We start from the raw sequence: 25207 nt of genomic DNA on the forward strand, positions 1-25207 counted from the left end.
GCAACCGCCCTTTTTGTTTGCTCAAGATTGTGTGCGCCGCTCCTTCTCAAGATACACGAGGAGGACGGAGATATCGGCGGGCGAGACGCCGCTGATGCGTGCTGCCTGTCCGATGGAGCGCGGGCGGATCGCGGCAAGTTTCTCCGCCGCCTCAAGACGCAGGCTCGTGATCGCTGCATAGTCGAGGGTCTTTGGGATACGGCGGCTCTCAAGGCGCTCCATGCGTGCGATCTGCTCCTGTTGCTTCTTTATATATCCATCATAACGCGCCATGATCTCGACTTCTTCCCTAACGTCGTCGGGGATGTCAGGCAGATCAAAGAGCGGGGCGAGCACGTCATAGTTCCCCTCGCGCGAGAGGAGGGCAAAGAGGCTCATCGGTACGCGCAGGGGCTGAATACCCGCCCCCGCGAGGCGTGCCTCCGTCTCTGCGCTCGGGCTGAGCTTTGTGCTTTCAAGGAGATGCAGGGTCTCCTCGATGGCGTCCCGTTTTGCGGTAAAACGCGCCCACCGCTCGTCGCTGACGAGTCCGATGGAGCGTCCCATCGGTGTGAGGCGCAGGTCGGCATTGTCCTGCCGGAGGATCAGGCGGTACTCGGCGCGGCTCGTCATCATGCGATAGGGTTCGTCCGTGCCCTTCGTCACGAGATCGTCGATGAGGACGCCGATGTAGCCGTCGCTGCGGCGGAGCACGAGCGGTTCCTCCCCTGCAATCTCCCGCACGGCATTCACTCCTGCGACAAGGCCCTGCGCCGCCGCCTCCTCATAGCCGCTCGTACCGTTCGCCTGTCCCGCCGAGTAGAGTCCCACAATGTGCTTTACGGCAAGTGTCGCTTCCAGTTGGAGCGGGTCGAGGCAGTCGTACTCGATCGCATAGCCCGGGCGCATGATACGGGCGTGCTCAAGTCCCGGGATCGTGGTGAGAAACGCCTCCTGCACATCCGTCGGCAGACTCGTGGACATGCCCTGCACGTAGATTTCGTTCGTGTGCAGTCCCTCGGGTTCGAGGAAGAGCTGATGACGGTCCTTGTCGGGAAAGCGCGCGATCTTCGTCTCGACGGACGGGCAGTAGCGCGGCCCGATGCCCTCGATGACACCGTTTGCCATCGGTGCACGGTGGAGATTCGCGCGGATGACTTCGTGCGTCGCCGCATTCGTATAGGTGAGATAGCAGGGCGTCTGCTCTCTTGGCATTTCCGTGGTCAAAAAGGAGAAGGCGGGCGCCGTCGGATCGCCCTTCTGTATGGATGTCTTTTCGAAGTCAATCGTGCGACGGTCCACGCGCGCGGGCGTCCCCGTCTTAAAACGCATCAGTTTCAGCCCAAGTGACTTGAGTGAATCCGAGAGCGCCATCGCGGGGCGCTGTCCGTTCGGGCCGCTGTCGTAGATGGTCTCACCGAGGATGATACGCCCGCGCAGATACGTCCCCGTGGCGAGGATGACGGCGCGCGCGGCAATCCGTTCGCCCGTTTCGCAGAGAACGCCCGTCACGCGCCTTGCGCCGCTGTCGCCCTCGGTGAGGAGCTCCGTCACAAGCAGCTGACGCACGTCGAGGTTTTCCGTGTTCTCAACCGTTTCCTTCATGATGCGCTGGTAGAGGAATTTGTCTGCCTGCATGCGCAGGGAGTGGACGGCAGGCCCCTTGCCCGTGTTCAGCAGTCGGCGCTGAATGCTCGCACGGTCCGCTGCGATGCCCATCTCTCCGCCAAGCGCGTCGATCTCGCGCACGAGGTGGCTCTTCCCGGGACCGCCGACGGACGGGTTGCACGGCATCATGGCAATGTTGTCGAGCGAGAGCGTGACGATGAGGGTACGGCGTCCCATGCGTGCCGCCGCAAGTGCCGCCTCGACGCCGGCATGTCCCGCACCGATCACAATGATATCATAGTTTGTAGTGTCGCTCACGTAATGATTTCCTTTGTTTTTATCACATGAATCATGTTATCGTTTTGATATAATCGCAGGTCTAAGACCGATCGTCAACGCTAAAGTCTACAGGCACGGCGCTGAGGTCGGTTTCCATACGCCGCCATTTGACCCCCGCGGAGTCAAACATGCGCTTGGAGATCTTTATCGCATCCAGAGCCGCATATTTGTCCGAAAGGTAGACGACCTCGCGGATGCCGCTCTGGATGATCGCCTTGCAGCATTCGTTGCACGGGAAGAGCGAGACGTAGATGCGGCAGCCCTTGAGCGAGGTGCTCGCGTTGAGAATGGCGTTGAGTTCTGCGTGCACGACGTAGGGATATTTCTGCTCTGCAAAGTCGCCCGTCCGCCCCCACGGGTACTCGCGGTCGTCGCAGCCGTTCGGCATACCGTTGTACCCGACGCCGACGATGTGCTTGTCCTCGTTGACGATGCACGCGCCGACCTGCGTGTGCGGATCCTTGCTGCGGTAGGCGGAGAAGATCGCCACGCCCATGAAGTATTCGTCCCATGAGATGATCATACGTATTCCTCAATCCTTGCATAACATATGTTCGTTTGTTATAATAGCAAAAGGCACTGATAGGCGCAGTGGTAACTCAGCCCCCGAAAGGGGGGATCGGTATGGGAATCTACGAGTTTTTAGCATTTCTTGTAGTGTTTACCATATTAGTCTTATCCGTTAAACGATAAATGAGAAAGCCCCGCCTTGCGTCCTCAAAACAATAGGCGGGGTAATCTCTGCTTTAGCATTGGGGGCAACCGCTGAGCGGCAGTGCCCTTTTTCTATGCTTATTTTACTGCAATTCCGATCGTTCGTCAAGCATTGCGCGACATACACTTGTTTGCTATAATGAGAAAAGGCACTGATAGGCACAGTGGTGACTCAGCCCCCGAAAGGGGGGATCTGTATGGAGACCTACGAGTTCTTGACGTTTCTTGTAGTGTTTACCATCTTAGTCTTATCCGTTAAACGATAAATGAGAAAACCCCGCCTTGCGTCCCTAAAACAATAGGCGGGGAATCTCGTCATATGTCAGGGGCAACCGCTGAGCGGCAGTGCCCTTTTTCTATGCTTATTTTACTTCAATTCGCGCAGTTCGTCAAGCGTTGCGCTCACTTCACGAAGATTCCGCGATAGAGGCGCGGGCTGCGCACGCCCGGCTTGATCTCGCCGCTGATGGAGTAGAGTGCGCCCTTTGCCATGACGAGTGCCTCACCGCAGGGTGCGGGGAACGGCAGCTGTCCGACGGTGCGCCATGCGTCGGTCTTGGCGTTGTAGACGAGGATGTCGCGATTCCAATGGTAGTCCTCGGGGGACATGGTGAAGTAGTGGGCGCGGAATGCGTCCTTTTCCTCGCCTTGCAGGGTGTTTAGATTGGAAACTGCCCAGTTGTAGATCTCATGGTTAAAGCCGCCGACGACCAGCATTTCGTCCGCATTGAGACGCACAGAACGCGCACCGAGGAGCGAGACGGGCGTGCCGTCCACGTTCGGCCCCTTGACCTCTGTCCACGCGCGCGTCTTCGGATCGTAGGCATAGCCGTCCGTGTACGCTACGTTCGCGCCGCCGCTGAATACATAGAGCCGCCCACCGAGGAACTCCGCAACGGACTGCTCGCGTGCCTCGCCGGGGAAGTCGGGCAGTGCGGTGAGCGCTCCCGTCCGTACATCGTAGGTGTAGAACTTCTTGCTGAGTGTGCCGTCCTGCTTGCCGCCGCCGAGGTACACTGTGCCTTTGTCATAGGCGGCGACACCGTTCTGGAGGGCAAAGGGCAGGGCGGGCAGCGTCTCTGTGTGGAGTTTCCCGTTCGGCGCGGTGAGGCGTGTCACTGCACGCGCCCCCGTCTCGTCGGTACTGCCGCCGAAGTAGAGCACGCCGTCCGGTGTCGTCACGGATACGCCGTAGCCGACGGGGTACGGCATCTGCGCGTGATCTGCCTCGGTGAGCCCTGCTGCCGTGGCGCGCAGGACGTAGATGTCGGGATAGGTCACCTTTGCCCCGCCCGTGAGCGGCCCGCCATCGGGGAAGTTCGCGCCGCCTCCGACGATGATGCAGTCGCCGAACGTCCCCTGTACGAGACCCGCAACGCCGATGTTCTCCGCGTATCCTGCGGCGGGTGAGAGTGTGCCGACCGACTGCCACGCGATCGCCGGTGTGCCGACCTCGGCGGGCGCGGCTGCAGCCGTGAGCGGGGCAAGGGCGATGAGTGCCGCGAGCGCGGCGTGACGGAATGAACGAGTCATATCATTTCCTCCTTTTGTATCGGGGCATAGGAAGCGCGGATACACGCAGTCCCCATCATCTTGGCGCATATTTTCACCTGTGCTGCGCTGTCGATCCATCACATAGCCCTCGCTATGCGCCCGACCGATCTCTCTGACGGGAAAAATCTACGCCAATCTGACGGACTTCATGTTATCGGTAATTCCTAAAAATATTTTCTATTTTTACAAGGAAATGATAGCATATTTGATGATAAAATTCAAATATTTTTCATATTAGGTTCTATGATAAATGTTACGGGAAAATGAGGACAGCGATGCTCCTAAGCAAACCCTAGTGGAGTAAGCGGGAAAAGGGTGCGGTACGCCCCGTCGGACTTCTTTCGTTCAAGCGTAGCGCGTTTAAGAAGTCCGGCGGTATTTGAGCGTACAAGCACACGAACGCTTGCGCAACTAAGTGTTTGCGTGGAGCATGCATGTTCGTGACATTTGACAAAGACCCTCATATTATTCATGCGTGCGTTCTTCGGAACTTTCGTGCCGCGCCGTGATCGCGCCGTCCGTTTCGGTAACGATGATCCTCTTTTCCTCCGATTTCAGTGTGTCAGGGTGATCCGTGCGGTAGTGTGCGCCTCTGCTTTCCCGTCGGAGCAGAGCTGCTGTCAGAACTGCCGTCGCCGTCCGCAGCTGAGCGGACAAGCGGAGGGCTGCGGCGACATCCGCTGCAGCTGTCGCGGGGGCATTACGCTCCATTTCCTCCCGTGCGTCCGTGCAGAAGCGAATCGCCCGTATCAGCCCCTCTTCGCTGCGTGCGATCATGGCGTTCTCTGTCATCAGGCTGCGGAGACGGCTGCGTATGGCGTGTGCGTCGGGGATGCTACGCGCGCGCAGGAGGATCTCATCGTCCGCAGCCATCGTGCCGCCCGCCTCTGTAGCGGCGGATTTGCCCGCGATCTCTCCGAACACCAGCCCGTTTGCACTGGACAGCCCGCCGATCCGATCCGCCCCGTGCATCCCGCCGGTCACTTCGCCGCAGGCATACAGGCCGGGGACATCCGTTGCGGCATCGCTGTCGATCACGATGCCGCCGTTCGCTGCATGGGCGTACATCCCAATTCGCACGGGATCGTTCGGGGTCAGCCCCTTTTTCTCGTGCAGCCAGTCGAAATAGGTCGCGATAAACTCAGGCGGATTTTGCTTCATCTCGTCCGAATAGCTCACATACGCCCCGCCGCTTTGCTCCGCGCGTGCAATGGCGAAGTCGACCGCGCGATCCGCGCCCGCAGAGGTAAACGGGCCGTGCGTGGATCGCTGCGCCAGCAGTGCGGCGCGGTTCGGCAGATGCGCCAAGATGTCGTTCCCGTCCGCGTCGCGGAACGTGGCAAAACGAAAGGTCTTTTCATTGAATACGGTCTTTGGCGCAGGGGAGAGGAAGCCGGGCATCATCTGCATGAACTCCATATTGATGAGCCGCGCCCCCGCCCGCAGTGCCAAGGCATGTCCCGTCCCCGTGACATCGGCGGTCGTGAGGCAGTTCTGAAACAGCCCGCTGTAGCCGCCCGTGGCGAGGACGACCGCCTTGCTGCGGATGGCGAGGAGGCGGTTCTTCGCCGCGAACACTGCGCCGCACACGCGTCCGCTGTGCTGAACGAGTTCCAACGCCTCGTGATGGGGGCAGAGCCGCACCCCGTATTTCGCCAGCTCCTTTTGGAAGACGGCACGCATACGGGCGGCTTCCAGACCGTTCCAATTTCGCCGCTTGTGGTCAAAACAGGGGATAAACTCTTTTTCATCGGATTTTTCCGCCGTCCTCAGCCGGATGCCGCGTGCTTTCAGCGCGTTGATCGCGGGATTGATCTTGTGTACGAAGGTTTTGACGAGCGCGGGTGTCGTCATCCCCGCCCCGACCCGTGCAATGCTTGCGGCAAGGTCGTCCTCGTCCGCCGCGTCCACAGGACCGATCAGCCCCAGTCCCCATGTCCCCGGGAAAAAGCTGGAGCCGGAAAAGATCTCCGTACTGCTCGTGAGCACGACGGCGCAGCCCTCTTTTGCCGCCGCAATCGCCGCACAGATCCCGGCGATGCCCGCGCCGATCACCAGCACGTCGCAGTGGTCTTGGGATGGAACAATCATGTGGTCTTTCTCCTTCTTGTTCTCACGTCTACAGGAATCGTTAAGGTGGTCTTGGGATGGAACAATCATGTGGTCTTTCTCCTCATTAGGACAGGCGCTCGGTCAGAGGGACGACACGCCCCCGCAGTTCGGCGTATGCTTTGCGTTTACACGAGGTCCACGCGCAGCACGCCGTCGATCTGGCGCAGGGTATCTACAATAAATGTAGGTTTCAGATGCTCACCGTTATACACCTCGAAGTTGAGGTACACGCGCCGCTCGCCGACGGTCTCCGCCTCGTCCTCATCCGTCTTTACCTTGACGCCGCGCGAGCGCAGGTGGAGATCCTCGATGCAGGCGCTGATGCGCATGATCTGCCCCGGTCGATCGACGGTGTGGATGGAGAGCGAGAGCATGTGATCGTGGTCGACCCATGCGTCGAGGCGCGAGAGGTTGCCGAGGATCAAAAAGACGATCGCCGTCGTCACGCCCGCACTCAGATAAAAGCCCGCACCGACCGCGAGTCCCACACCTGCGACCACCCAGAGCGTCGCCGCCGTCGTGAGACCCGTGACCGTGAGCCCCTCCTTCATGATCGCGCCCGCGCCGAGAAAGCCGATGCCGCTTACCACCTGTGCCGCAAGCCGCGCAGGATCCGCATTCGTCTTCCCCTCGACGTGATCGTAGAGCGCCTGCGACATGAGCATGATCAGACACGATCCGAGCGCGACCAACATATTCGTCCTGAGACCTGCCGACTTGTGTCGCATCTGACGCTCGTAGCCGATGATGCCGCCCATCGCGCAGGAAAGCACAAGACGCAGGCAGATTTCCCATTCTTCCATCGGTAAAAATTCCCTTCTGTCTTTTATAATTTGATGAAATCCACAACCTGAGAAAGTTATCCACACCTGTGCAGAACTCTGTGGATAAAATTGTTCAAAAGGCTGAAATCACCTTTATCCACATAGTTTTACACAGTGTGCATAATTTTTCCGAACGCTCTTCCATTTTCTGTGGATAATGTGGATAAAACAGTGGATAACACCATATATTGAATAAAAAAATGCTCTGCATTCCATATTTTGTACTGTGGAGAAGTGTATTTATCCACAGTTTTGCAGGAAAGCACAGGGATTATTTTGCACTGGATCGGTGCATTTATCCACAATATAAACCGATCGAAAATCGACTCCGTTCAGCACTCATCCGCTGTCCATGTATTGTAAGGACGTGCGATCAGAGCTGCGTTGTAGTACCGTTCCTCTCCCGTCACCTCCGCGCCAACCCATGTGGGACACACAAATTCCTCCGTCTCGGAGATCAGCTCAATTTCCGCAACAACGAGCCCTTTGTTCGCCCCGTGAAAAACATCCACCTCCCAGCGCTTTCCGGCAAACGGCTCCACATAGCGCGTCTTTTCCACAAGCGGAGGATCGCAGAGCGCGAGCAGCTCGCGCGCCTCCTCCACGGGGATCTCGTACTCGTACTCAAGCCGTTTGGCGCCGCGCGTTTCCCCCTTGATCGTCAGGAATCCCTGTATACCTGCTATTCGGATTCGTACGATTCGCTTCGGATCACGTGAGAGATAGCCCTGAGCTATTTCAATACCGACGCCTGTCGGTCGAAAATCTTCCTTTACCTTGAATTTTCGTTCGATTTCCACGCCCATGAAATCGCGTCCTTTCTAGATTCTATTGAAGAATATCTTGCATATTCCGTGCGTTTGCTATATATTATGTGATACTAGACGGATGGACTTATTCTATCAGTGCTCGTGCCCGAACGCAAGCCGGCGGCACTGAATACACGTCCGGCGGTAGGGAGCCTGTCTAACACTAAGGGAGGAAAGGATCGATCCCACTTTGACAACATTACCACCCAAGAGACGACCAACAAAAAAGAAACGAATCTGGCCATACGTCCTCTTTGGCGTCATTCTCATCTTCGTACTCGCTGCCATTGCGGGCGCATTCTTCGCCCAGAGCAGTCTGCTCGACCGCGCGAAGAGAGAGCACAAGGAGGATCTGCTCGTCGCCACGGACAAGGCGACCATTATGATCATGGGCGTCGACGAGCGCAGCGATGATGTGGGACGCAGCGATACGCTCATGGTCGCGACCATCGACCCCGTGAAAAACGAGACCTCTCTCCTCTCCATCCCGCGCGACACGCGCGTCGCCATCCCGCGCTACGGCTACGACAAGATCAACGCCGCCTACGCCTACGGAGGAGAGAATCTCACCCAGCGCACCGTCGAGGACTTCCTCGGCATCCGCATCGACCACTACATCATCATCAACACCCACGCCTTTCAAAAGATCGTCGATGCCATCGGCGGCATCGACATCGATGTTGAAAAGCGTATGTACTATGAGGATCCGTGGGACGATGACGGCGGGCTCATCATCAATCTGCGCCCGGGGCTCCAGCACATGGACGGCAAGACCGCCGTCACCTACGTCCGCTACCGCGACGAGGACGGCGACATTGGCCGCGTCAAGCGCCAGCAGAAATTCATGCGCGCCATCGTCGACGCCGTCACCACCCCCGCCATCCTGCCGCGCCTGCCCGGGATCATATCGAGTGTCATCGACAGTGTCAAGACTGACCTCAGCGTCCGTCAGATGCTCGAGTTCATCGGCACGCTCAAGGAGTCGCAGGCAAAGGGTCTCAGAACCGAGATGGTGCCCGGCCGCCCGCTCTACATCGACGAGGTGAGCTACTGGATCCCCGACATGGCACAGCTGCGGCGCGGTATGGTAAACTCCCTCGGCGTCACCCTCACGAACACGGAACGCAGCCGCATGGAGCGCGACGTGCGCGAGTACGAGGACTCCATCCCCGCAAACGCCACCGAGGTGCCCGCGGGCGAGAACGGTATCGGACGCGCCGTCGGTGCCGATGAGGCACTGGATACGCGCAGCCGAAAAAAATCCTCCGACAAGGACGCAAAAGAGGACAGGGGTACGCGCAAAGATACCTCCGCCGACCGCACGCGCACAAATGATCGCGATGATGCGGAGGAGCGCCCGTCGCGTCCCGGCCGCTCCTCCGAAACCGTCCCCTCCTCCGACAGCGGCCGACATGCAAGCACACGGCAGAGCGCGGACGTCCCCGCCGAGCAACCCACAGAGCGCACACAGCGCACCGCGCCAAGCAATGACGGCGCGCCCACGCGCGGCAGTGCTGATATGGGCAAGGAAGAGTGACAACGCAGCAATTGTGATGACCAAAAGCAAACCTTAGGGAGGCAAGTGATTCCTTAGGAGAACGAGCACGCGATCCCTTGCGGAGCGAGGTGTTGGCGTTGGACATCACACTTTGCGGGAGCATCCCGCAGAAAGGAAGATTCATCATGGCAAGCAAATTTGACGCAGAGGCACTCGAACTTCACCGGAGCCATCATGGCAAACTCGCGGTCACCCCGACCGTCCCCATCGCCACGCGCGACGACCTCAGCCGCGCCTACACACCCGGCGTTGCGGCACCGTGCCTGGCGATCAAGGAGAATCCCGCGAAGATCTACGACTACACGACCAAGGGCAACATGGTCGCCGTCGTCACAAACGGCACCGCCGTCCTCGGCCTCGGCAACATCGGTGCGGGCGCAGGCCTGCCCGTCATGGAGGGCAAGTCCATCCTCTTCAAGGGCTTTGCGGGCGTCGACTCCGTTCCTGTCTGCGTGAACAGTCCGAAGGTCGAAGACGTGGTGAAGGTCTGCCAGCTGATCGCCCCCACGTACGGCGGCATCAACCTTGAGGACATCAAGGCACCCCAGTGCTTTGACATCGAGAATGAGCTCAAAAAGACCCTCGACATCCCCGTCTTCCACGACGACCAGCACGGCACTGCCATCGTCGTCGTCTCCGCCCTCCTCAACGCATACAAGTACCTCGACCGTGACCTGCGCACGGCGAAGATCGTCATCAACGGCGCAGGTGCGGCGGGACAGGCGATCGCACGCCTCCTCTTTGCCTACGGCATCAAGACCGTCGTCCTCTGCGACACCACCGGTGCCGTCTACGAGGGGCGCACGGAGAACATGAACCCGTACAAGGAGAGCCTCGCAAAAGTCTCCAACCGCCAAAAGGAAAAGGGCGGCCTCGCCCAGATCATCAAGGGCAAGGACATCTTCATCGGCGTCTCCGCACCCGGCAGCCTCACACAGGAAATGATCAAGAGCATGAGCAAGGATCCCGTCATCATGGCGATGGCGAACCCCGTTCCCGAGATCCTGCCCGACGAGGCAAAGGCAGCGGGCGCACGCATCGTCTGCACGGGGCGCTCCGACTTCCCGAATCAGGTCAACAACCTCCTCGCCTTCCCGGGCATCTTCCGTGGCGCACTCGACGTACGTGCCAAGGAGATCAACGATGAGATGAAGATTGCCGCTGCGAACGCGATCGCCTCCCTCGTCGCCGAGAGCGAGCTGAACGAGACCAACATCATCGCGAGCCCGCTCGACCCGCGCGTCGCACCGACCGTCGCCGCCGCCGTCGCAAAAGCAGCGCTTGAGACCGGCGTCGCGCGCCTGACGGACATCACCCCCGAGGCCGTCGCCGCTCATACGCGCGAACTGCTGGGGCATACGGTTGCCTGAGGAAGTCAACATAAATGAAACTGCCGCTGGGGGATTGCTCCTTCAGCGGCGGTTTTCATATCATCCGGAAAATATTTTTGTAAAAAGAAAACATTTATGCTATCATCATCCTAGGCGTTGCCGTGCGGTAGGCGGTCATTCTCAGCCCCCTTTGCGAGGGGGTGATGCTTATGGGACCATACGAGTTTCTTTCGTTGGTTTTCCTCGTTACGATCTGCATCGTAATATCCAAGGCATAAGAATACCCCGCCTCTAGCACCCAAACTTTAGGCGGGGTTTCTTACTCTGCATAAACTCTTGGGGGCTGACCGTTTACCGGCAGCGCCTTTCCTATGTTTATTATACGACCCTGTCCCGCATTCGTCAAGTATGCACAAAGCGCTCCCAGATCTCCGCATATGCCGCCTCCACGTCATGAACATACGTGCGCGCATCGGTCAACGGCGCGTGCGCAAGGATCGTGCGCAGATTCGCCCGCAGGGTGCGCAGGGTCTCGGGTGAGGATGCAAGTGTCGCCGCGATCTGCACATAGTCCGCAGGAGTATCGGCGATCAGTTCCGCGAGGTCTGCATTTGTCAGAAGACTCTCCCCGAATCGTGCGCCGTGGCTCTCCCCGCGCAGGGTAATGACGGGCACGCCCATCGCAAGCGCCTCGCAGGTGGTGATGCCGCCCGTGTAGGGGAAGGTGTCGAGCGCGATGTCCATATCTGCATACTCCATGAGATAACCGCGGCTGAATTCGCGCATCTCCACGCGTTCCGTCGGAATGCCGCTGCGTACGAAGCGCTCCGCTGCGATCGCCCGCCCCTCCGCACGATCAAAGAGCTTGCTCTTGACGATGAGGCGTGAACGAGGTACATTGTCTAGCAGCCATCTCCATAAAAGAAGCACATCGTCCGTCACCTTGCTGAAATTGTTGAAGCTGCCGAACGTCACATATCCGTTGCGTTCCATTGGCGGCGGGGCAACGGGGGGGAGATCCTCGGGCAGCGTGTAGCAGAAATGGCTGTGCGGCAGGCGTATGATCTCCTCGGTAAAGGCAGGGTCTGTTGTCCCTGCGGGGTCAACGTGCACATCCGAAAGCATATAGTCAATGGCGGGCAGCCCCGTCGTGTTGAAATAGCCGATGCCCGTCACCTGCACGGGTGCAGGTTTGTACGCGAGCACGGACAGGCAGTTGTTCTGCGTGTGCCCCGCGAGATCGACGAGAATGTCGATCTCGTCCGTGCGTACGAGCGCCGCGACCTCTGCCGCCGGCATTCCCTGTATGTTGCGCCACACATCTGCGGATGCACGCAGCGCGTGTGAGAGCGCATCCTCCATGCAGTTCGCATAGCAGCAGACGGCAAAACGCATGCGGTCATGGAGCGCGAGGAGCGGGCGGATCAGCTTCCCAACGGGGTGCGTGCGCAGGTCGGGCGAGATATAGCCGATGCGGATGCGGTCGTGTCCGCGCACAGCATCCGCACGAGACGCGAGCGGCGTGACATCCGCATAGAGCGCCCCGTAGCCGTGTGCGAGGTCTGTGTACGAGGAGCGCAGGCGCGCGGGCAGATAGTTCGCGGCAAAGAGCGCGTTGCTGTACTCCTCCGCCCTCTGCGTGGGGCGCGTCTCATGACGGCTGGATGCGAGGAACGCATCGATCGCCGCCGCGCTCTCGCCCGTGAGCGTCAGTGCCTCACCGAGCATACTGTAGGCACTTGCGAGAAAGACCGTATGATAGGCGATGTCATTCCCTGCAGCAATGCGCTGTTCCAGATCGGCAATGAAGGTACGCAGATGTGCGATCTGCGTACGGATCTTGCCCTCCGCACGGTCAATGTAGATCTCCTGCCGCGCTGCACCCGGATGATCGGGGCGCACTGCACGAATCTGAGCAATATCCGCGCGTGCCTCCTCATATCTCTCCAGCTCCGTCAGTGCCGCCGCACGGATGTAGCGCATCTCTGCATCCCCGGGCAGAGCCGCGAGCAGCTCCGTCGCGACCTCTGCCGCGCGTGCGTACTCCTTCGCCTCGTACAGCGCGTTCGCCCGCAGGAGCATCTCCTGCCGTCGCGCCTGCATATTCTTCACAACATCCCTCCTCACCAATTCAGATTCTTATTCGACAAACATGCAGTGAATTCCTTTCAGCACAGCCATGCATACCCCTCGCGGAACCTCTCCGGTTCTATGATAATTGTTACGGAAGAATGCGGATGCGATGTTCCAAAGCAAACCCTAGTGGAGCAAGCGGGAAAATACTGACCTGTCCAAGAAGCAAGTCCGTAGGACGAAGCTGATTGGGTAACAGGTCGCATGGGAAAACGTCCCAAGAACACGAGCGTTAGCGAAGTGTGATTGGATGACGTTGACCGCTTGCGCGGTACGCCCCGGCGGATTTCGTCGTTCAACCGAAGGGCGTTTAGAAATTCGCCGGTATTTAAGCGTACAAGCGCACGAACGCTTGCGAACGAGGCGTTTGCGTGGAGCATCGCAGTCCGTAACACTTGACATAGACCCCCTCATAGACTTTTCCCCGCGAAAATGCTATAATCACTGTGGATACTTATGGAACGAACACGGAGAGGTGACATTTTGGATCTGGATTTTGGACAGGGGCGCATCGTCCCGGTCAACCTCGAACACGAGATGAAGAACTCCTACATCGACTACGCGATGAGCGTCATCGTCGCACGCGCCCTGCCCGACGTGCGCGACGGACTGAAGCCCGTACACCGCCGCATCCTCTACGCGATGCAGGGCTCCGGCATGACGAGCAGCAAGCCGTACAAAAAGTCGGCGCGCATCGTCGGTGAAGTGCTCGGTAAATATCACCCGCACGGCGACACCTCCGTCTACGACGCGATCGTCCGCATGGCGCAGGACTTCTCCATGCGGTACATGCTCGCGGACGGGCACGGCAACTTCGGCTCGGTGGACGGGGACTCTGCGGCGGCGATGCGCTACACCGAGGTGCGCATGTCGAAGATCGCCGAGCTGATGCTGCGCGACATCGACAAGGAGACCGTCGATTTTACCGACAACTACGACGGCTCGGAGAAAGAGCCGACCGTCCTGCCCGCGAAATTCCCGCAGCTCCTCGTCAACGGCACGGCGGGCATCGCCGTCGGCATGGCGACCAACATCCCGCCGCACAACATGGTCGAGGTCATCAATGGCACACTGATGCTCATCGATAGCCCCGAGACGACCATCGAGGAACTCATGGGCGTCATCAAGGGGCCCGACTTCCCGACGGCGGGGCTCATCCTCGGTACCGAGGAAATCCGCAAGGCATATCTGACGGGACGCGGCGTTATCAAGATGCGCGCACGCGCCCACATCGAAACAATGTCAAACGGGAAGCCGCGCATCATCGTCACCGAGCTCCCGTATCAGGTCAACAAGGCGCGCCTCATCGAGAAGATCGCCGAACTCGTCCGCGACAAGCAGATCGACGGCGTGACCGATCTGCGCGATGAGTCCGACCGCAGCGGTATGCGCATCGTCATTGAGCTGCGCCGCGACAGTACCCCGAGCGTCATACTGAACCAGCTGTATAAGCACACGCAGCTACAGGACAGCTTTGGCGTCATCATGCTCGCCCTCGTCGATGGTCAGCCCGTCATCATGAACCTGAAGCAGATGCTCGGGCACTACATCAGCCATCAGGAAACGGTCATCACGCGGCGCACGCAGTACGAGCTCGCAAAGGCAGAGGCGCGCGCCCATATCCTCGAAGGACTCACGATCGCCCTCGATCATCTGGACGCTGTCATTACAACGATTCGCGAGAGCCGCACGGCAGACATCGCACGCACGGCACTCATGGACGGGTTCCGGCTCACCGAGAAGCAGGCACAGGCAATTCTTGACCTCCGCCTCCAGCGCCTCACGGGACTGGAGCGCGAGAAGATCGAGGAGGAGTATCAGGAAGTCCTCAAGATGATCGAGGAGCTGAAGGGCATCCTCGCCGACCGCACGAAAGTCCTTGCCATCATCAAGAACGAGCTGAGCGAGGTACGTGACAAGTACGGCGACGCGCGCCGCACGGAGATCACATACGACGCGAGCGAGATGGACATCAAGGATCTGATCGCGGAGGAGGACGTCGTCGTCACCCTCACCATGAGCAACTACATCAAGCGCATCCCGCTCGACACCTATCGCCGCCAGCGGCGCGGGGGCGTCGGTGTCAAGGGCATGGGGACGAAGGAGACGGACATCGTCAGCGACCTCCTCATCACGACAACGCACCACGACATCCTCTTCTTTACGAACCGCGGACGCACATTTTTCCTCAAGGCATACGAGATCCCCGAGAGCGGACGGCAGGCGAAGGGCACGGCGATCGTCAACCTCCTCGCCGTCGAATCCGACGAGCGCATCACCGCCGTCATCCAGATCAAGGAGTTCCGCCCCGACCGCTTCCTCTTCCTCGGTACGAAGCGCGGCGTGGTGAAAAAGACGCCGCTCATCGAGTTTGCGAACATCCGCAAGAGCGGACTGAAGGCGGTCAACCTCGACGAGGACGACGAGCTCATCGGCGTCAAGTTCACCGACGGCGCAAACCGCATCATGCTCGGCACGCGCGGCGGCAAGGCGATCACCTTCCCGGAGGAGGACGTGCGCTCGATGGGACGCGGTGCACGCGGCGTGCGCGGCATAAGTCTCAGCGACGGGGATGAGGTCGTCGCGATGGACATCCTGAAACAGGGCTCCGAGGTGCTCACCGTCACCGAGGGCGGCTACGGCAAGCGCACCACCGCCGAGGAGTACCGCACGCAGACGCGCGGCGGCAAGGGACTCATCAACATGAAGGTCACGGATAAGACCGGTCCCGTCGTCGGCATCCGCGTCGTGCGCGAGAATCAGGAGCTCATGCTCATCACCACAGATGGGCTGGTCATCCGCACCACCGTCGATGAGATCTCCCTCATCAGCCGCAACACGCAGGGCGTCAAGCTCATGACCATCGGCGAAAATGACCGCGTCGCCTCAATGGCGACCATGAATCGGATCGTCGACAGCACGGGGGAGTGAGCACGGGTCTTTCGCCTCTCCTGCCACAGCGGGGAAGCAAATGGAGAATGATCCCGCGTTGGGCTTCCCTTACGATCGTTTCGCATTCCGCACGGCTTCGGTCGTGCGGATTTTCTTTTCCATCGCGCTCGGCGGGAGGATCTTGAGCACCTCGGTATACACGAGATCGACGAGGAAGAACTGCGCCGTCTTGGAGGCGATGGAGCCGGTCTCAAGCGGCGTCTCCTCCGCAATGTAGGTAAGGCTGACATCGGAGGCGGCACGCAGGCTTGAGGTGTGATCCTCCGTGAGCGAGATCACCTTGATCCCGCGCACGCGCGCGATCGCAACCGTCTCCAAGATCTCTGCCGTTTCACCCGAGTGCGAGATGGCAAAGACGACATCATTCGGCTCAAGGAGAACGGCGATCATGCGCATGGTATGGTTGTCGCGCGGGGCAACACAGTTCATGCCGATCCGCATGAACTTGAAATACGAGTCCAGCGCGATGATGCCGGAGTAGCCGAGACCGATGAAGACGATCCGCTGTGCCGCAATGAGGAGGTCCGCACACGCGTCGATGACCTCATCGCGGATGATGTCCTGCGTCTTCTCAAGGGCGATCATGTTCGCGGAGAGGAGCTTGCGCGCCGTCTCGCGCGCCGTCTCGTTATTTCGGATGTTCCCGCGATCCATGTAGCGCCCGAGCCCCGCGCCCTCCTCGGCGAGCGCCGCCTTGAAATCCGCGAGACTTGCGAATCCCATCTTGCGGACAAAGCGCGTGCAGGTTGCCTCCGCCGTACCGCTCGCGAGCGCGATTTCAGAGATGGTCATGCGCGGGATATCCGTCAGATGCGTACGGATGCAGTCAATGATCTTGCGGTCGCCCTTGGAGACGCGGAACGGCGGATCGTCGAGTCGGCTGAGTATCTTCATTGGTTCACCTCGTTCAGTTCTTATTTCTCATCATAGCAGATTTTTGTGAAAAAGAAAGGGGCTGCCCTACGAAGCTAAAACTTCGTAGGGCAGCCCTTTTGTTCGATCTTTCTCGCCATGCGTACTTTGCTTTGGAGCAACCTACATTTCTTTTCTATCGGGACGTTCCCCATGCTCCTGCAAAAAGTGATAGAGCGCACCGATCATGCCCGCATCGTTCTGCGTGGCGGCGAAAGCGATCTCGGTCGCCTCGCAGATGAGGGGAGGGAGGCGGTCACGCAGCGCCGCCTCAAGCGGAGGGCGCAGCGCCTCCTCCTGCGCCATGATGCCGCCGCCGAGCACAATGCGCTCGGGATTCGCGACACAGACGACATTCGTGATCGCATCAGCAAGTGCGTCGATGAGTTCCGCAACCTCCTCGGCAACGGCGAGATCCCCCTTCGCAAGGAGGTCGAAGACTGCGTGCCCGTCGATGCTGCCGGCAGGCAGCCCCTTCGTCCGACAGACGGAGGCGACGAGGCTGGTCGCGGAACAGCGCTCGTGCAGCCGCCCGCCCGGCACGCGCATGTAGGCAATCTCACCCGCGCTCATGGACGCACCGTGCACGACCTGTCCGTTGACGATGAGGCATCCGCCGATGCTCGTACCGACGGTCATGGCAAAGAGGGAGGAGCAGCCCCGCCCCGCGCCCTTCCAAAGCTCACCGAGCGCCGCGCAGTTGACATCGTTCAGGGCGGAGGCCGGGAGGTCAAACTGCTCGCGCATCAGGGCTTTCCAGTTCGTTCCCGTGTAGTCCGGAATGGCGTCCGGCAGAGAGTAGACAATGCACCCCGCCGCCGCATCGACCATCCCCGCCGTCGAGATGGCGACACCCTCGATGACGTACGCATCGCACGCCTCACGCACGATGCGCGAAACCTTCTGAACGATACCCGCACCGCCGTGTTCCCGCGCCTCGGTCGGCACGGAGCCGTGCGTGAGGAAGTGCCCGTCTGTATCCGCGACACCGTATTTAATGGCAGTACCTCCGATATCGATGCAGATATACATTCGGTCCCTCCGTTCTATATAGGAATCGCTGATAAAATGAAGTCCGTCAGATTGGCGTAGATTTTTCGTCCTGTCAAGGAGACAAACCGGACGCATAGCCAAAGCTATGTGGAGGATTTGTCGACAAAGAGAGGGCGAAAAAGATGCGTCAAGATGGCGGTGCTGAATTTATCAGTGCTTCCTATAGTGTTCTGTCCATTCAAAGCACCGGCATCTCAGGGAATACACCTACTCCACCTTGACCTTAAAGATTCCCTTCTTGAGCGGGGCGGGCGCGTCCACCTTCACACCGGAGCGGTGCACATCCACCGGGAAGCAGATGAGGAAGTCCCCGGGACGCATGATCGTCGAGGAGGTCACATCGCCCTCTGCGGGAACAAAGTCCTTGTCTTCCTCGTAGGCGCCCATTTCCATGCGCTCCATATGGCTCACATCGATGCGCTCCGTCCCCGTGGCAAGAACGTGGATGTCGATGTAGGCGCGGTGCGCCTCCCAGATCTTCTCACTGCGCTCGCCCGTCGTATAGTGCGCGATGTTGACATAGAGATCATCGCCTGCGATCTCATTGCGCCCCTTGGGAAGCTCCCCGAGGTCATGCGACCGCGCAAAGGCAAGCGCCTCCTGAATACGCGGCGGAAGAAATGCGTAGGTCTTTTCGTGATAAATGTTACCGTAAATCATAGAAACCTCCTTCGTCTCTTCTCCTATCTTACCAGTCCCGCGTCCGCCGCGCAACTCATTTGACAAAAATCATCCGGCAGCGGCATTCGACGAAGCAGACCGCTCCTCTTCTTTTCGTGTCGTGTAGACCGTCGTACCCGCAGGTGCCGTATAGCCGGGTGCTGTGAGGCGGCTGACGATCGTACCGACCCCAAGCGTGAGAGCGATGGTGATGAGGGTATACGACCAGAACGAAACGGAGGGGACGAAGTACTTCAGGTAGATGACCACTGCCGTCGATACGAGGAAGCCTGCGACAGCACCTGCCGCATTGGCATGGCGGCTGAATGCACCGAGAACGAAGACGCCTGCGAGTGCACCGAGTGCAAGCCCGATGAAGCTGTTGAACCACTGATACGCCGAGCGGATGTCGCTGCCTGCCATGATGATGGCAACGACGATGGAGAGGATACCGATGCCGAGCGAGATGAACTGCGCGATGCGCGTCTGCTTTTTCATCGGCATCTCAGGATGAAGCACGGACTGGATATCGAGCACCCAGCTTGTCGCCACGGAGTTGATGCCCGTGGAGAGCGTGGACTGCGCGGCGGCAAAGAGCGCGGCCAGCAGGATGCCCGTCAGACCCGTGGGCAGCTCGTATGTGATGTACGCCGCCAGCACGAGATCGCGCCGGTCGGTCATGAGAAGGCCGGGGTTCTGCTGATAGAACACGAAGAGTGCGGTACCGACGAGGAAGAACACCGTCGCGGCAAAGATGGAAATGACTCCATTGCCGAGTGTCATCTTGCGCAGCTGGTTCATGTCGGTCGTCGTGGTGAACCGCTGGACGATGTCCTGACTGGATACATAGGATGCGAACGTGACGAGACCGCCGCCGATAAAGGTAATAAAGACGCTGCTTGACACGATATCGGGGCTGAACCAGACCTCGTTTTCGAGCAGGAACTTATGTCCTGTGGTGAGTGTATCCCAGACTGTTCCCCAGCCGCCGTGGATGCTGCCGATCATGACGACGAGCGAGAGGGCGATGCCGACAATCAAAACCGTTCCTTGGATAAAGTCGGTGTAGAGCACCGCCTTGAGTCCGCCGGAGTAGGAATAAATGATGGCGATGACACCCATGACGACGATCAGCATATTGACATCGATCCCCGTAACTTCCGCGAGTGCAACGGACGGCAGATACATGATGATGGACATGCGTCCGAGCTGAAAGACGATGAACATGAGCGCGCCGAGGATACGGAGTTTGCCGCTCTCAAAACGCTTCTGGAGGTAGTGATACGCCGTATCGATCTCCAGGCGGCTGTAGATCGGCAGGAAGTAGCGGATCGTCAGCGGGATGGCGAACAGCATACCGAGCTGCGCCCACCAGAAGATCCACGAGCCGTGATACGAGTTGCCCGGGATGGCGAGAAAGGAAATGGGGCTGAGCAGGGTTGCAAAGATGGAGACACAGGTGACGTACCACGGTATCGTACCGTCGCCCTTGAAGAACTCCTTGCCCTGCATCTCTTTCTTCGAGTAGTAGAGACCTGCGAGCAGGACGCCGAGCAGGTAGATAACGAGGACTGCCGTGTCAATCCAGGTAAATCCCTCATGCATGAGAATCTCCTCCTGAGATGATTTCAAAAGGTATTATGTAATGGGATATTCGGATGGTGTCCCACGCGAACGCCTCGTTACGCAAGTGATCGTGTGCTTATCCGCCTAAATACCGACGGACTTCTTAAACGCGCTTCGCTTGAACGAAAGAAATCCGTCGGGGGCGAAACGCACACTTTACTCACTTGCTCCACTAGGGTTCGCTTTGGGACACCAATCCTCATATCAAGATATCCTACAGCAACCACAATACTGCGACTCAGAAATACTTCTTATAGATCTCCTTGGCGCGCGTACGCATCTCGGGCGTATACGGCTTCATCGGCTCGCGGCAGCAGCCCGCCTCGATGCCCTGTTCCTCCAAGAGCAGCTTGATCGTGCCGTAGAGCCCGTTGTCCAGAATGTCCGTGATAAGGTCGTTTGTGACGTGCTGGATCGCGCGCGCCTCGCTGATCTTCTCCGCGCGCGCGAGGTCGTAAATCTGACGGGCGCGCTCCGCGTTGACGTTGTAGGTCGAGCCGATCGCGCCGTCGATGCCGAGGACGGTCGCAGGCAGGAGCATCTCGTCGAATCCCGCAAAGATGAGCTTGTCGGGGAATGTCTTGCGCATGCGCTCGAGCAGGTAAAAGTCGCCCTGCGTGAATTTGACGCCGACGATCTTCTTGTTCTCAAAGAGTGTTTTGAACTGCTCGATGCTGAAGTTCACCCCCGTGAGGAACGGAATGAAGTAGATGACCATGCGCATATCGACACCCTCGAGGATGCGCTCGTAGTAGTGGTGCACCTCGTCAAAGTCGAACTTGTAGTAGAACGGCGTGACGGCGCTGATGGCGTCGTAGCCGAGGTCCTCGACGAACTTCGCGAGCTCGATGGACTCCTTGAGGTTGACTGAGCCGACCTGCGCCATGAGGGTGATGTCGTCCTTCGCCTCGTCCTTCGCGATCTCGAAGATGCGCTTCTTCTCATCGGTCGAGAGCATGAAATTCTCGCCCGTGCTGCCGCCGACGTAGAGTCCGTCCATCTTGTTGTGGTCGATGTTGTGGCGGATGATCTGGCGCAGCCCCTTCTCGCTGACGCTGCCGTCCTCGTTGAAGGAGCCGAGCAGTGCGGAATACAGACCTCTGAGATCTCTCATGATGATTTCCTCCTTAAATATAGGATGATTGAAATTCCTATGCAATCGCGTCGGTGAAGCGGCGCGCGATAAGCTGCGGACGCGTGATGGCAGAGCCGACGATCGCGCCGAAGACGCCCGTCTGCATCGCCTCCACCAGTTCCTCCGGCGTATTGATGCGCCCCTCGGCAAAGACGGGGATGGGCGCGTCCTGCGCGAGGCGGCGCATCAGCTCGAAGTCCGGACCCGCGATCTGCGGGCTGTACGGAGTGTAGCCCGACATCGTGGTTGAGATCGCATCGACGCCAAGCTCCGCCGCCCTCATGCCCTCCTCATAGGTCGAGATATCGGCAAGGATAAGGCGATGTGCGGCATGGATGCGCGCGACGAGATCGCGCACGTCCGTCTGCTGCGGGCGCTCACGCGCTGTCATGTCCAGCGCAATCATCTCGCAGCCCGTCCCGATCAGCGCCTCCACCTCGCGCATGGTCGGTGTAATAAAGATGGGGGAGTCCGCGTAGTTCTGCTTGATAAGACCGATCACGGGCAGCTGCGCCTCGCTGCGGATCTCCTCAATGTCCGCGACACTCTGCGCACGGATCGCGACCGCGCCGCCCTCCTTTGCCGCACGCGCCATACGCCCCATGATGAACGGGCTGTGCAGCGGCTCGTCCGGCAGTGCCTGACAGGAAATGATGAGTTTTCCCTTCACCTTCTCAAAGAAATCCATCCAAAGCCCTCCAATTAATTCTTATTTATTATGATTTATAATATAATATTTTATAGTGAAATATATTGTTTTGATTTCGATATATGATACCCAATGCGATCACTTACTCCACTAGGGAATCATCCTATTTTTCCCCTTCGACAAAACAATCCCGCCCGCCAACAATCGTGCGCCGTATCCGAAACTCCTCATCGAAGATCGCAATATCCGCGTATTTTCCAACCGTGAGCGAGCCGAGTCGATCATATACGTTCAGTTCCTCGGCAGGGGTGCGCGTCGCCATCTCCACAACGGCAGGAATCTCTGCGCCCGTATTCGCGCGCAGGATCGAGAGCCCGTCGTTCATGCGGAGCACACTGCCCGCGATCGTGCCGTCTGCGAGGGTTGCGCGCGTTCCCTTGACGTAGACCCTCTGCCCGCCGAGCTCCGAGACGCCGTCCGAGAGTCCGCAGGCGCGCAGCGAGTCCGTGATGGGGATGATGTGCCTGCCGCGCTTCGCCGCGTAGATGATGCGCTGCATGGCGGGGTGGACGTGCACATTGTCCACGATCAGCTCGCAGTTCGCGTCCGTGTCGAGCGCCGCGCCGAGCACGCCGGGATGGCGGTGGTTCAGCCCCGTCATGGCATTGCAGAGATGCGTGATATGTGACGCCCCTCGTGCGATTACCGCCATTGCCATCTCGTAGTCCGCCGCCGTATGCCCAATCGAGACGACGATGCCATTTTTGCGACAGCTCTCGATGAAGTTCTCCTCCGCGATCATCTCGGGGGCGACCGTGATGATCTTGATCACATCTGCATACGGTGCAATCTTTGCAAACATCGGCGGCAGGATGTACTGCTCGTCCTGCGCCCCCTTCTTCGCGGGGCTGATGAACGGTCCCTCCATATGCGCCCCGAGGATGCGCGCGCCGTGGATGCGCCGATGCAGCGCACGGCGGATGCGGACGAGTGCACGCTCCACCGCGTCAAACGCGCAGGTCATCGTCGTCGGCAGGAAGGAGGTCACGCCCGTTCGCGCCTGAAACGCGGCGAGGCGGGGCAGGGCATCCGCGTCCTCATCCATCGTATCCGCACCGTCGCAGCCGTGGATGTGCACGTTCAGGAAACCGGGGGCGACATACGCACCCGCCGCGTCGATCACCTCATCCGCATCCGCTGCCGAGAACTCCGACACAGGGACGATCCGCGCGATCCGCTCCTCATAGCAAAGAACAAGTTCTGTTCTTGCCGTAAAATTCCCGTGCTCGTTCGGCAGGATGAGAATGCCGTTTCTGATCGCCTTCATCGGGATCCGTCCTCTTTCCGAGAGAGGAGCGCGCCTGCCGCATGATCGACGATCAGCGTCACATTCGGGTGCAGCTGGAGAATGGAGGCGGGTACCGACGGCGTGATCGTCCCCTCCACCGCATCGCGCACCGCCTCCGCCTTCTCCGCACCGCTCGCGAGCAGGACAATGTGACGTGCGTGGAAGATCGTACCGATCCCCATACTCATCGCCTCGCGCGGCACCTCCGCCGCCGATGCGAAGAAACGCGCATTTGCCTCGATCGTGCTCTCCTTCAGTGCAACCTTGTGCGTCGCTTTTGCGAACGCCTCGCCCGGCTCGTTGAAGCCGATATGTGCATTCCGCCCAATGCCGAGCAGCTGCATGTCGATGCCGCCCGCCGCCGCAATCCGCGCCTCATAGTCCTCTGCCTCGCGCTCCGCATCCTCTGCCATACCGTTCGGAAAGAAGATGTGGTCCCTTCGCATATTCACATGGTCGAAGAGATTTTCGTACATAAAATGATGATAGCTCTGGGGATCCTCCACCGTGAGCCCGACATACTCGTCCAGATTGAACGAGGTCGCCTGAGAGAAGTCGAGCCCCACCGTCTGATACAGCCAGACCAGATTCTGATACAGCTCGACCGGCGTGCTGCCCGTTGCAAGCCCGAGCACAGAGTCCGGCTTCACCCAGAGCTGCCCCGCGATGATCTTCGCCGCCTCCTCGCTCATCTTCTTATAGGTATCCGTAAAAATAATACGCATCGCGATACTCCCCTCTATGTATCTGTTCTGAATTCTCCTATAATATAACACACTTCAAACTAAAATGCAATTATTTTTCATAATATCTTAGATAATTTTTTATTTCACATGATATAGGAAAATATTTTTCGTTTTATATAATGAATGGAATGAAAGGGGCTGTTGCACGAACGCCCCCAAAAACGTCATTGAAAAAGAACGAAGCGTGTGCTATGATGAAGTAGATCTCGATACACACATTGCCGCGTGCGGCATTGAAACAAACCTGCGCCGAAGTTACGGATGTTCACATTGATGTCCAGACACACATCATGCTGCGTGCGGCATTGACAACAAAACGGCTCTACGTGTCCACATCGGTCACACAGAGTCGCTTTCGTATGCAAAAAGCGCACAGCAATCTTGACGATGCGGTGCACAGGATGATTTCGCAGTGTTTGCGGCGCGCCATAACCTCACCCACGCAGAGGTGGAGGTTATGCGGTACTGCTTCTTTCTGCCTCCTGAAGAACGCGCCGCCCTCCTTGCCGAAAAAGAGGCTGTCGCAGCCTCCTCCTCTACCGCCGCCGCAAAACGGGTATAAAAAAGCCGCCATCGTAGGCGGCAGGAAGGACACCTATGGACATAAAATATGCCAAAACCGCTGTGAAAACCATCGGGAGCATAGATAAGGCGATGAAACAACGCCTCAAAAAAGCGATTGAGGATTTGCCAAAAGGCGACGTAAAACGACTCAAGGGAAGCGATTCACTATATCGGCTGCGCGTCGGCGGTTGGCGCATTGTGTTCTCTCTTCCTGATACAAATACGATTCTGATTGAGAAAATCGCCCCACGCGGGGATGTCTACAAAGGAGGCTGATTGATATGACTGTAAAAGCACAGATTGTGGAGATGATTGATTTTGTTCCCGCCCGTGAACTTCCCATTATTTTGGAGGTTGTCAAGCGTTTCATACCAAACGATGCCGATGACCGTATGACGGAGGATGACTTGAATGCCCATCGCCGCGCCATGCAGGAGTATAAGAACGGGGAAACGGTTTCTCATGATGAAATTAACTGGGATTGACGACTCATCGGACGAAACTACCGCCTCCTAGTCCAATCAAAAAATCCGCCATCGTAGGCAGCAGAAAGGAGAACGCATGGACAATATCATTGAAAAAGAACGAAGCGTGTGCTATC

At 58.6% G+C, this 25207-nt stretch carries 20 protein-coding genes and 1 pseudogene; 6 read left to right on the plus strand and 15 right to left on the minus strand.

The genetic code is table 11. From position 1 onward, the window contains the following. Positions 1-21 precede the first annotated feature (21 nt). The 6 genes from mnmG to HMPREF9081_RS02430 form a co-directional block, all read right to left on the minus strand. Positions 22-1905: a tRNA uridine-5-carboxymethylaminomethyl(34) synthesis enzyme MnmG gene (gene mnmG, locus HMPREF9081_RS02405; protein WP_006305347.1), complete on the minus strand. Its 1884-nt coding sequence runs from the start codon at positions 1903-1905 to the stop codon at positions 22-24. Positions 1906-1966: 61 nt separating this feature from the next. After that, on the minus strand, positions 1967-2449 hold the full coding sequence (locus HMPREF9081_RS02410; RefSeq protein WP_006305348.1) for a deoxycytidylate deaminase: 483 nt from the start codon (positions 2447-2449) through the stop codon (positions 1967-1969). A 593-nt stretch (positions 2450-3042) separates the two neighbouring features. After that, the gene (locus HMPREF9081_RS02415; protein WP_006305349.1) at positions 3043-4173 is read right to left on the minus strand and encodes a cyclically-permuted mutarotase family protein; all 1131 of its coding nucleotides are present in this window, start codon (positions 4171-4173) and stop codon (positions 3043-3045) included. 486 nt (positions 4174-4659) lie between these two features. After that, on the minus strand, positions 4660-6285 hold the full coding sequence (locus HMPREF9081_RS02420) for an FAD-binding protein (RefSeq protein ID WP_040394318.1): 1626 nt from the start codon (positions 6283-6285) through the stop codon (positions 4660-4662). A gap of 146 nt (positions 6286-6431) precedes the next feature. Next, positions 6432-7109 carry an MgtC/SapB family protein gene (locus tag HMPREF9081_RS02425; RefSeq protein ID WP_006305351.1) on the minus strand — a complete coding sequence of 226 codons (678 nt, stop codon included), beginning with the start codon at positions 7107-7109 and terminating at the stop codon, positions 6432-6434. Between the two features lie 353 nt (positions 7110-7462). Continuing rightward, positions 7463-7936: a CYTH domain-containing protein gene (locus tag HMPREF9081_RS02430; protein WP_006305353.1), complete on the minus strand. Its 474-nt coding sequence runs from the start codon at positions 7934-7936 to the stop codon at positions 7463-7465. A gap of 193 nt (positions 7937-8129) precedes the next feature. On the opposite strand from HMPREF9081_RS02430, the gene HMPREF9081_RS02435 reads away from it, so the two are divergent. Together HMPREF9081_RS02435 and HMPREF9081_RS02440 are read left to right on the plus strand one after the other, a co-directional pair. Beyond that, the gene (locus tag HMPREF9081_RS02435) at positions 8130-9476 is read left to right on the plus strand and encodes an LCP family protein (protein ID WP_006305354.1); all 1347 of its coding nucleotides are present in this window, start codon (positions 8130-8132) and stop codon (positions 9474-9476) included. Between the two features lie 146 nt (positions 9477-9622). Further along, positions 9623-10867: an NAD(P)-dependent malic enzyme gene (locus tag HMPREF9081_RS02440; protein WP_040394321.1), complete on the plus strand. Its 1245-nt coding sequence runs from the start codon at positions 9623-9625 to the stop codon at positions 10865-10867. A 363-nt stretch (positions 10868-11230) separates the two neighbouring features. Here HMPREF9081_RS02440 and HMPREF9081_RS02445 read toward each other — a convergent pair whose 3' ends face one another. After that, entirely contained in the window at positions 11231-12931 is a 1701-nt protein-coding gene (locus HMPREF9081_RS02445; protein WP_006305356.1) for an O-linked N-acetylglucosamine transferase, SPINDLY family protein, read from the minus strand. 513 nt (positions 12932-13444) lie between these two features. Here HMPREF9081_RS02445 and gyrA point away from each other — a divergent pair. Beyond that, a complete protein-coding gene (gene gyrA, locus HMPREF9081_RS02450; RefSeq protein ID WP_040394327.1) occupies positions 13445-15892 on the plus strand; it encodes a DNA gyrase subunit A in 2448 nt (815 codons plus the stop codon). 69 nt (positions 15893-15961) lie between these two features. Here the strand turns inward: gyrA and HMPREF9081_RS02455 are convergent, their stop codons facing one another. Together HMPREF9081_RS02455 and HMPREF9081_RS02460 are read right to left on the minus strand one after the other, a co-directional pair. After that, complete coding sequence (locus tag HMPREF9081_RS02455) at positions 15962-16807, minus strand: MurR/RpiR family transcriptional regulator (RefSeq protein ID WP_006305359.1); 846 nt, start codon at positions 16805-16807, stop codon at positions 15962-15964. A gap of 141 nt (positions 16808-16948) precedes the next feature. Continuing rightward, entirely contained in the window at positions 16949-17857 is a 909-nt protein-coding gene (locus tag HMPREF9081_RS02460) for an ROK family protein (RefSeq protein WP_006305360.1), read from the minus strand. Positions 17858-17917: 60 nt separating this feature from the next. Between HMPREF9081_RS02460 and HMPREF9081_RS14340 the strand changes: the two are divergent. Next, a pseudogene (locus tag HMPREF9081_RS14340) lies at positions 17918-18040 on the plus strand (ABC transporter substrate-binding protein); the annotation flags it as partial. A 45-nt stretch (positions 18041-18085) separates the two neighbouring features. On the opposite strand, the gene HMPREF9081_RS02465 reads toward HMPREF9081_RS14340, so the two are convergent. The 6 genes from HMPREF9081_RS02465 to nagB all read right to left on the minus strand — a co-directional run bounded on the left by HMPREF9081_RS02465 (position 18086) and on the right by nagB (position 24021). Beyond that, positions 18086-18538 carry a NanQ anomerase/TabA/YiaL family protein gene (locus HMPREF9081_RS02465; RefSeq protein ID WP_006305361.1) on the minus strand — a complete coding sequence of 151 codons (453 nt, stop codon included), beginning with the start codon at positions 18536-18538 and terminating at the stop codon, positions 18086-18088. 69 nt (positions 18539-18607) lie between these two features. Then, a complete protein-coding gene (locus tag HMPREF9081_RS02470) occupies positions 18608-20143 on the minus strand; it encodes a sodium:solute symporter family protein (RefSeq protein WP_006305362.1) in 1536 nt (511 codons plus the stop codon). 259 nt (positions 20144-20402) lie between these two features. After that, the gene (locus tag HMPREF9081_RS02475; RefSeq protein ID WP_040394330.1) at positions 20403-21278 is read right to left on the minus strand and encodes an N-acetylneuraminate lyase; all 876 of its coding nucleotides are present in this window, start codon (positions 21276-21278) and stop codon (positions 20403-20405) included. Between the two features lie 37 nt (positions 21279-21315). Continuing rightward, positions 21316-21987 (minus strand): N-acetylmannosamine-6-phosphate 2-epimerase, encoded by a 672-nt coding sequence (locus HMPREF9081_RS02480; protein WP_006305364.1) that lies wholly within the window; start codon positions 21985-21987, stop codon positions 21316-21318. 124 nt (positions 21988-22111) lie between these two features. Further along, positions 22112-23275 (minus strand): N-acetylglucosamine-6-phosphate deacetylase, encoded by a 1164-nt coding sequence (gene nagA / locus HMPREF9081_RS02485; RefSeq protein ID WP_006305365.1) that lies wholly within the window; start codon positions 23273-23275, stop codon positions 22112-22114. Further along, positions 23272-24021: a glucosamine-6-phosphate deaminase gene (gene nagB / locus HMPREF9081_RS02490; protein ID WP_006305366.1), complete on the minus strand. Its 750-nt coding sequence runs from the start codon at positions 24019-24021 to the stop codon at positions 23272-23274. Before nagB ends, nagA begins: the two co-directional genes overlap by 4 nt. Positions 24022-24639: 618 nt before the next feature. Between nagB and HMPREF9081_RS02495 the strand changes: the two genes are divergently transcribed. Next, positions 24640-24882 carry a type II toxin-antitoxin system RelE family toxin gene (locus tag HMPREF9081_RS02495; RefSeq protein WP_006305370.1) on the plus strand — a complete coding sequence of 81 codons (243 nt, stop codon included), beginning with the start codon at positions 24640-24642 and terminating at the stop codon, positions 24880-24882. 5 nt (positions 24883-24887) lie between these two features. Beyond that, positions 24888-25091 carry a hypothetical protein gene (locus tag HMPREF9081_RS02500; protein ID WP_006305372.1) on the plus strand — a complete coding sequence of 68 codons (204 nt, stop codon included), beginning with the start codon at positions 24888-24890 and terminating at the stop codon, positions 25089-25091. Positions 25092-25207: the final 116 nt, after the last annotated feature.

The sequence above is a fragment of the Centipeda periodontii DSM 2778 genome, from assembly GCF_000213975.1.
In the GTDB taxonomy this organism is placed as follows: Bacteria; Bacillota; Negativicutes; order Selenomonadales; family Selenomonadaceae; genus Centipeda; species Centipeda periodontii.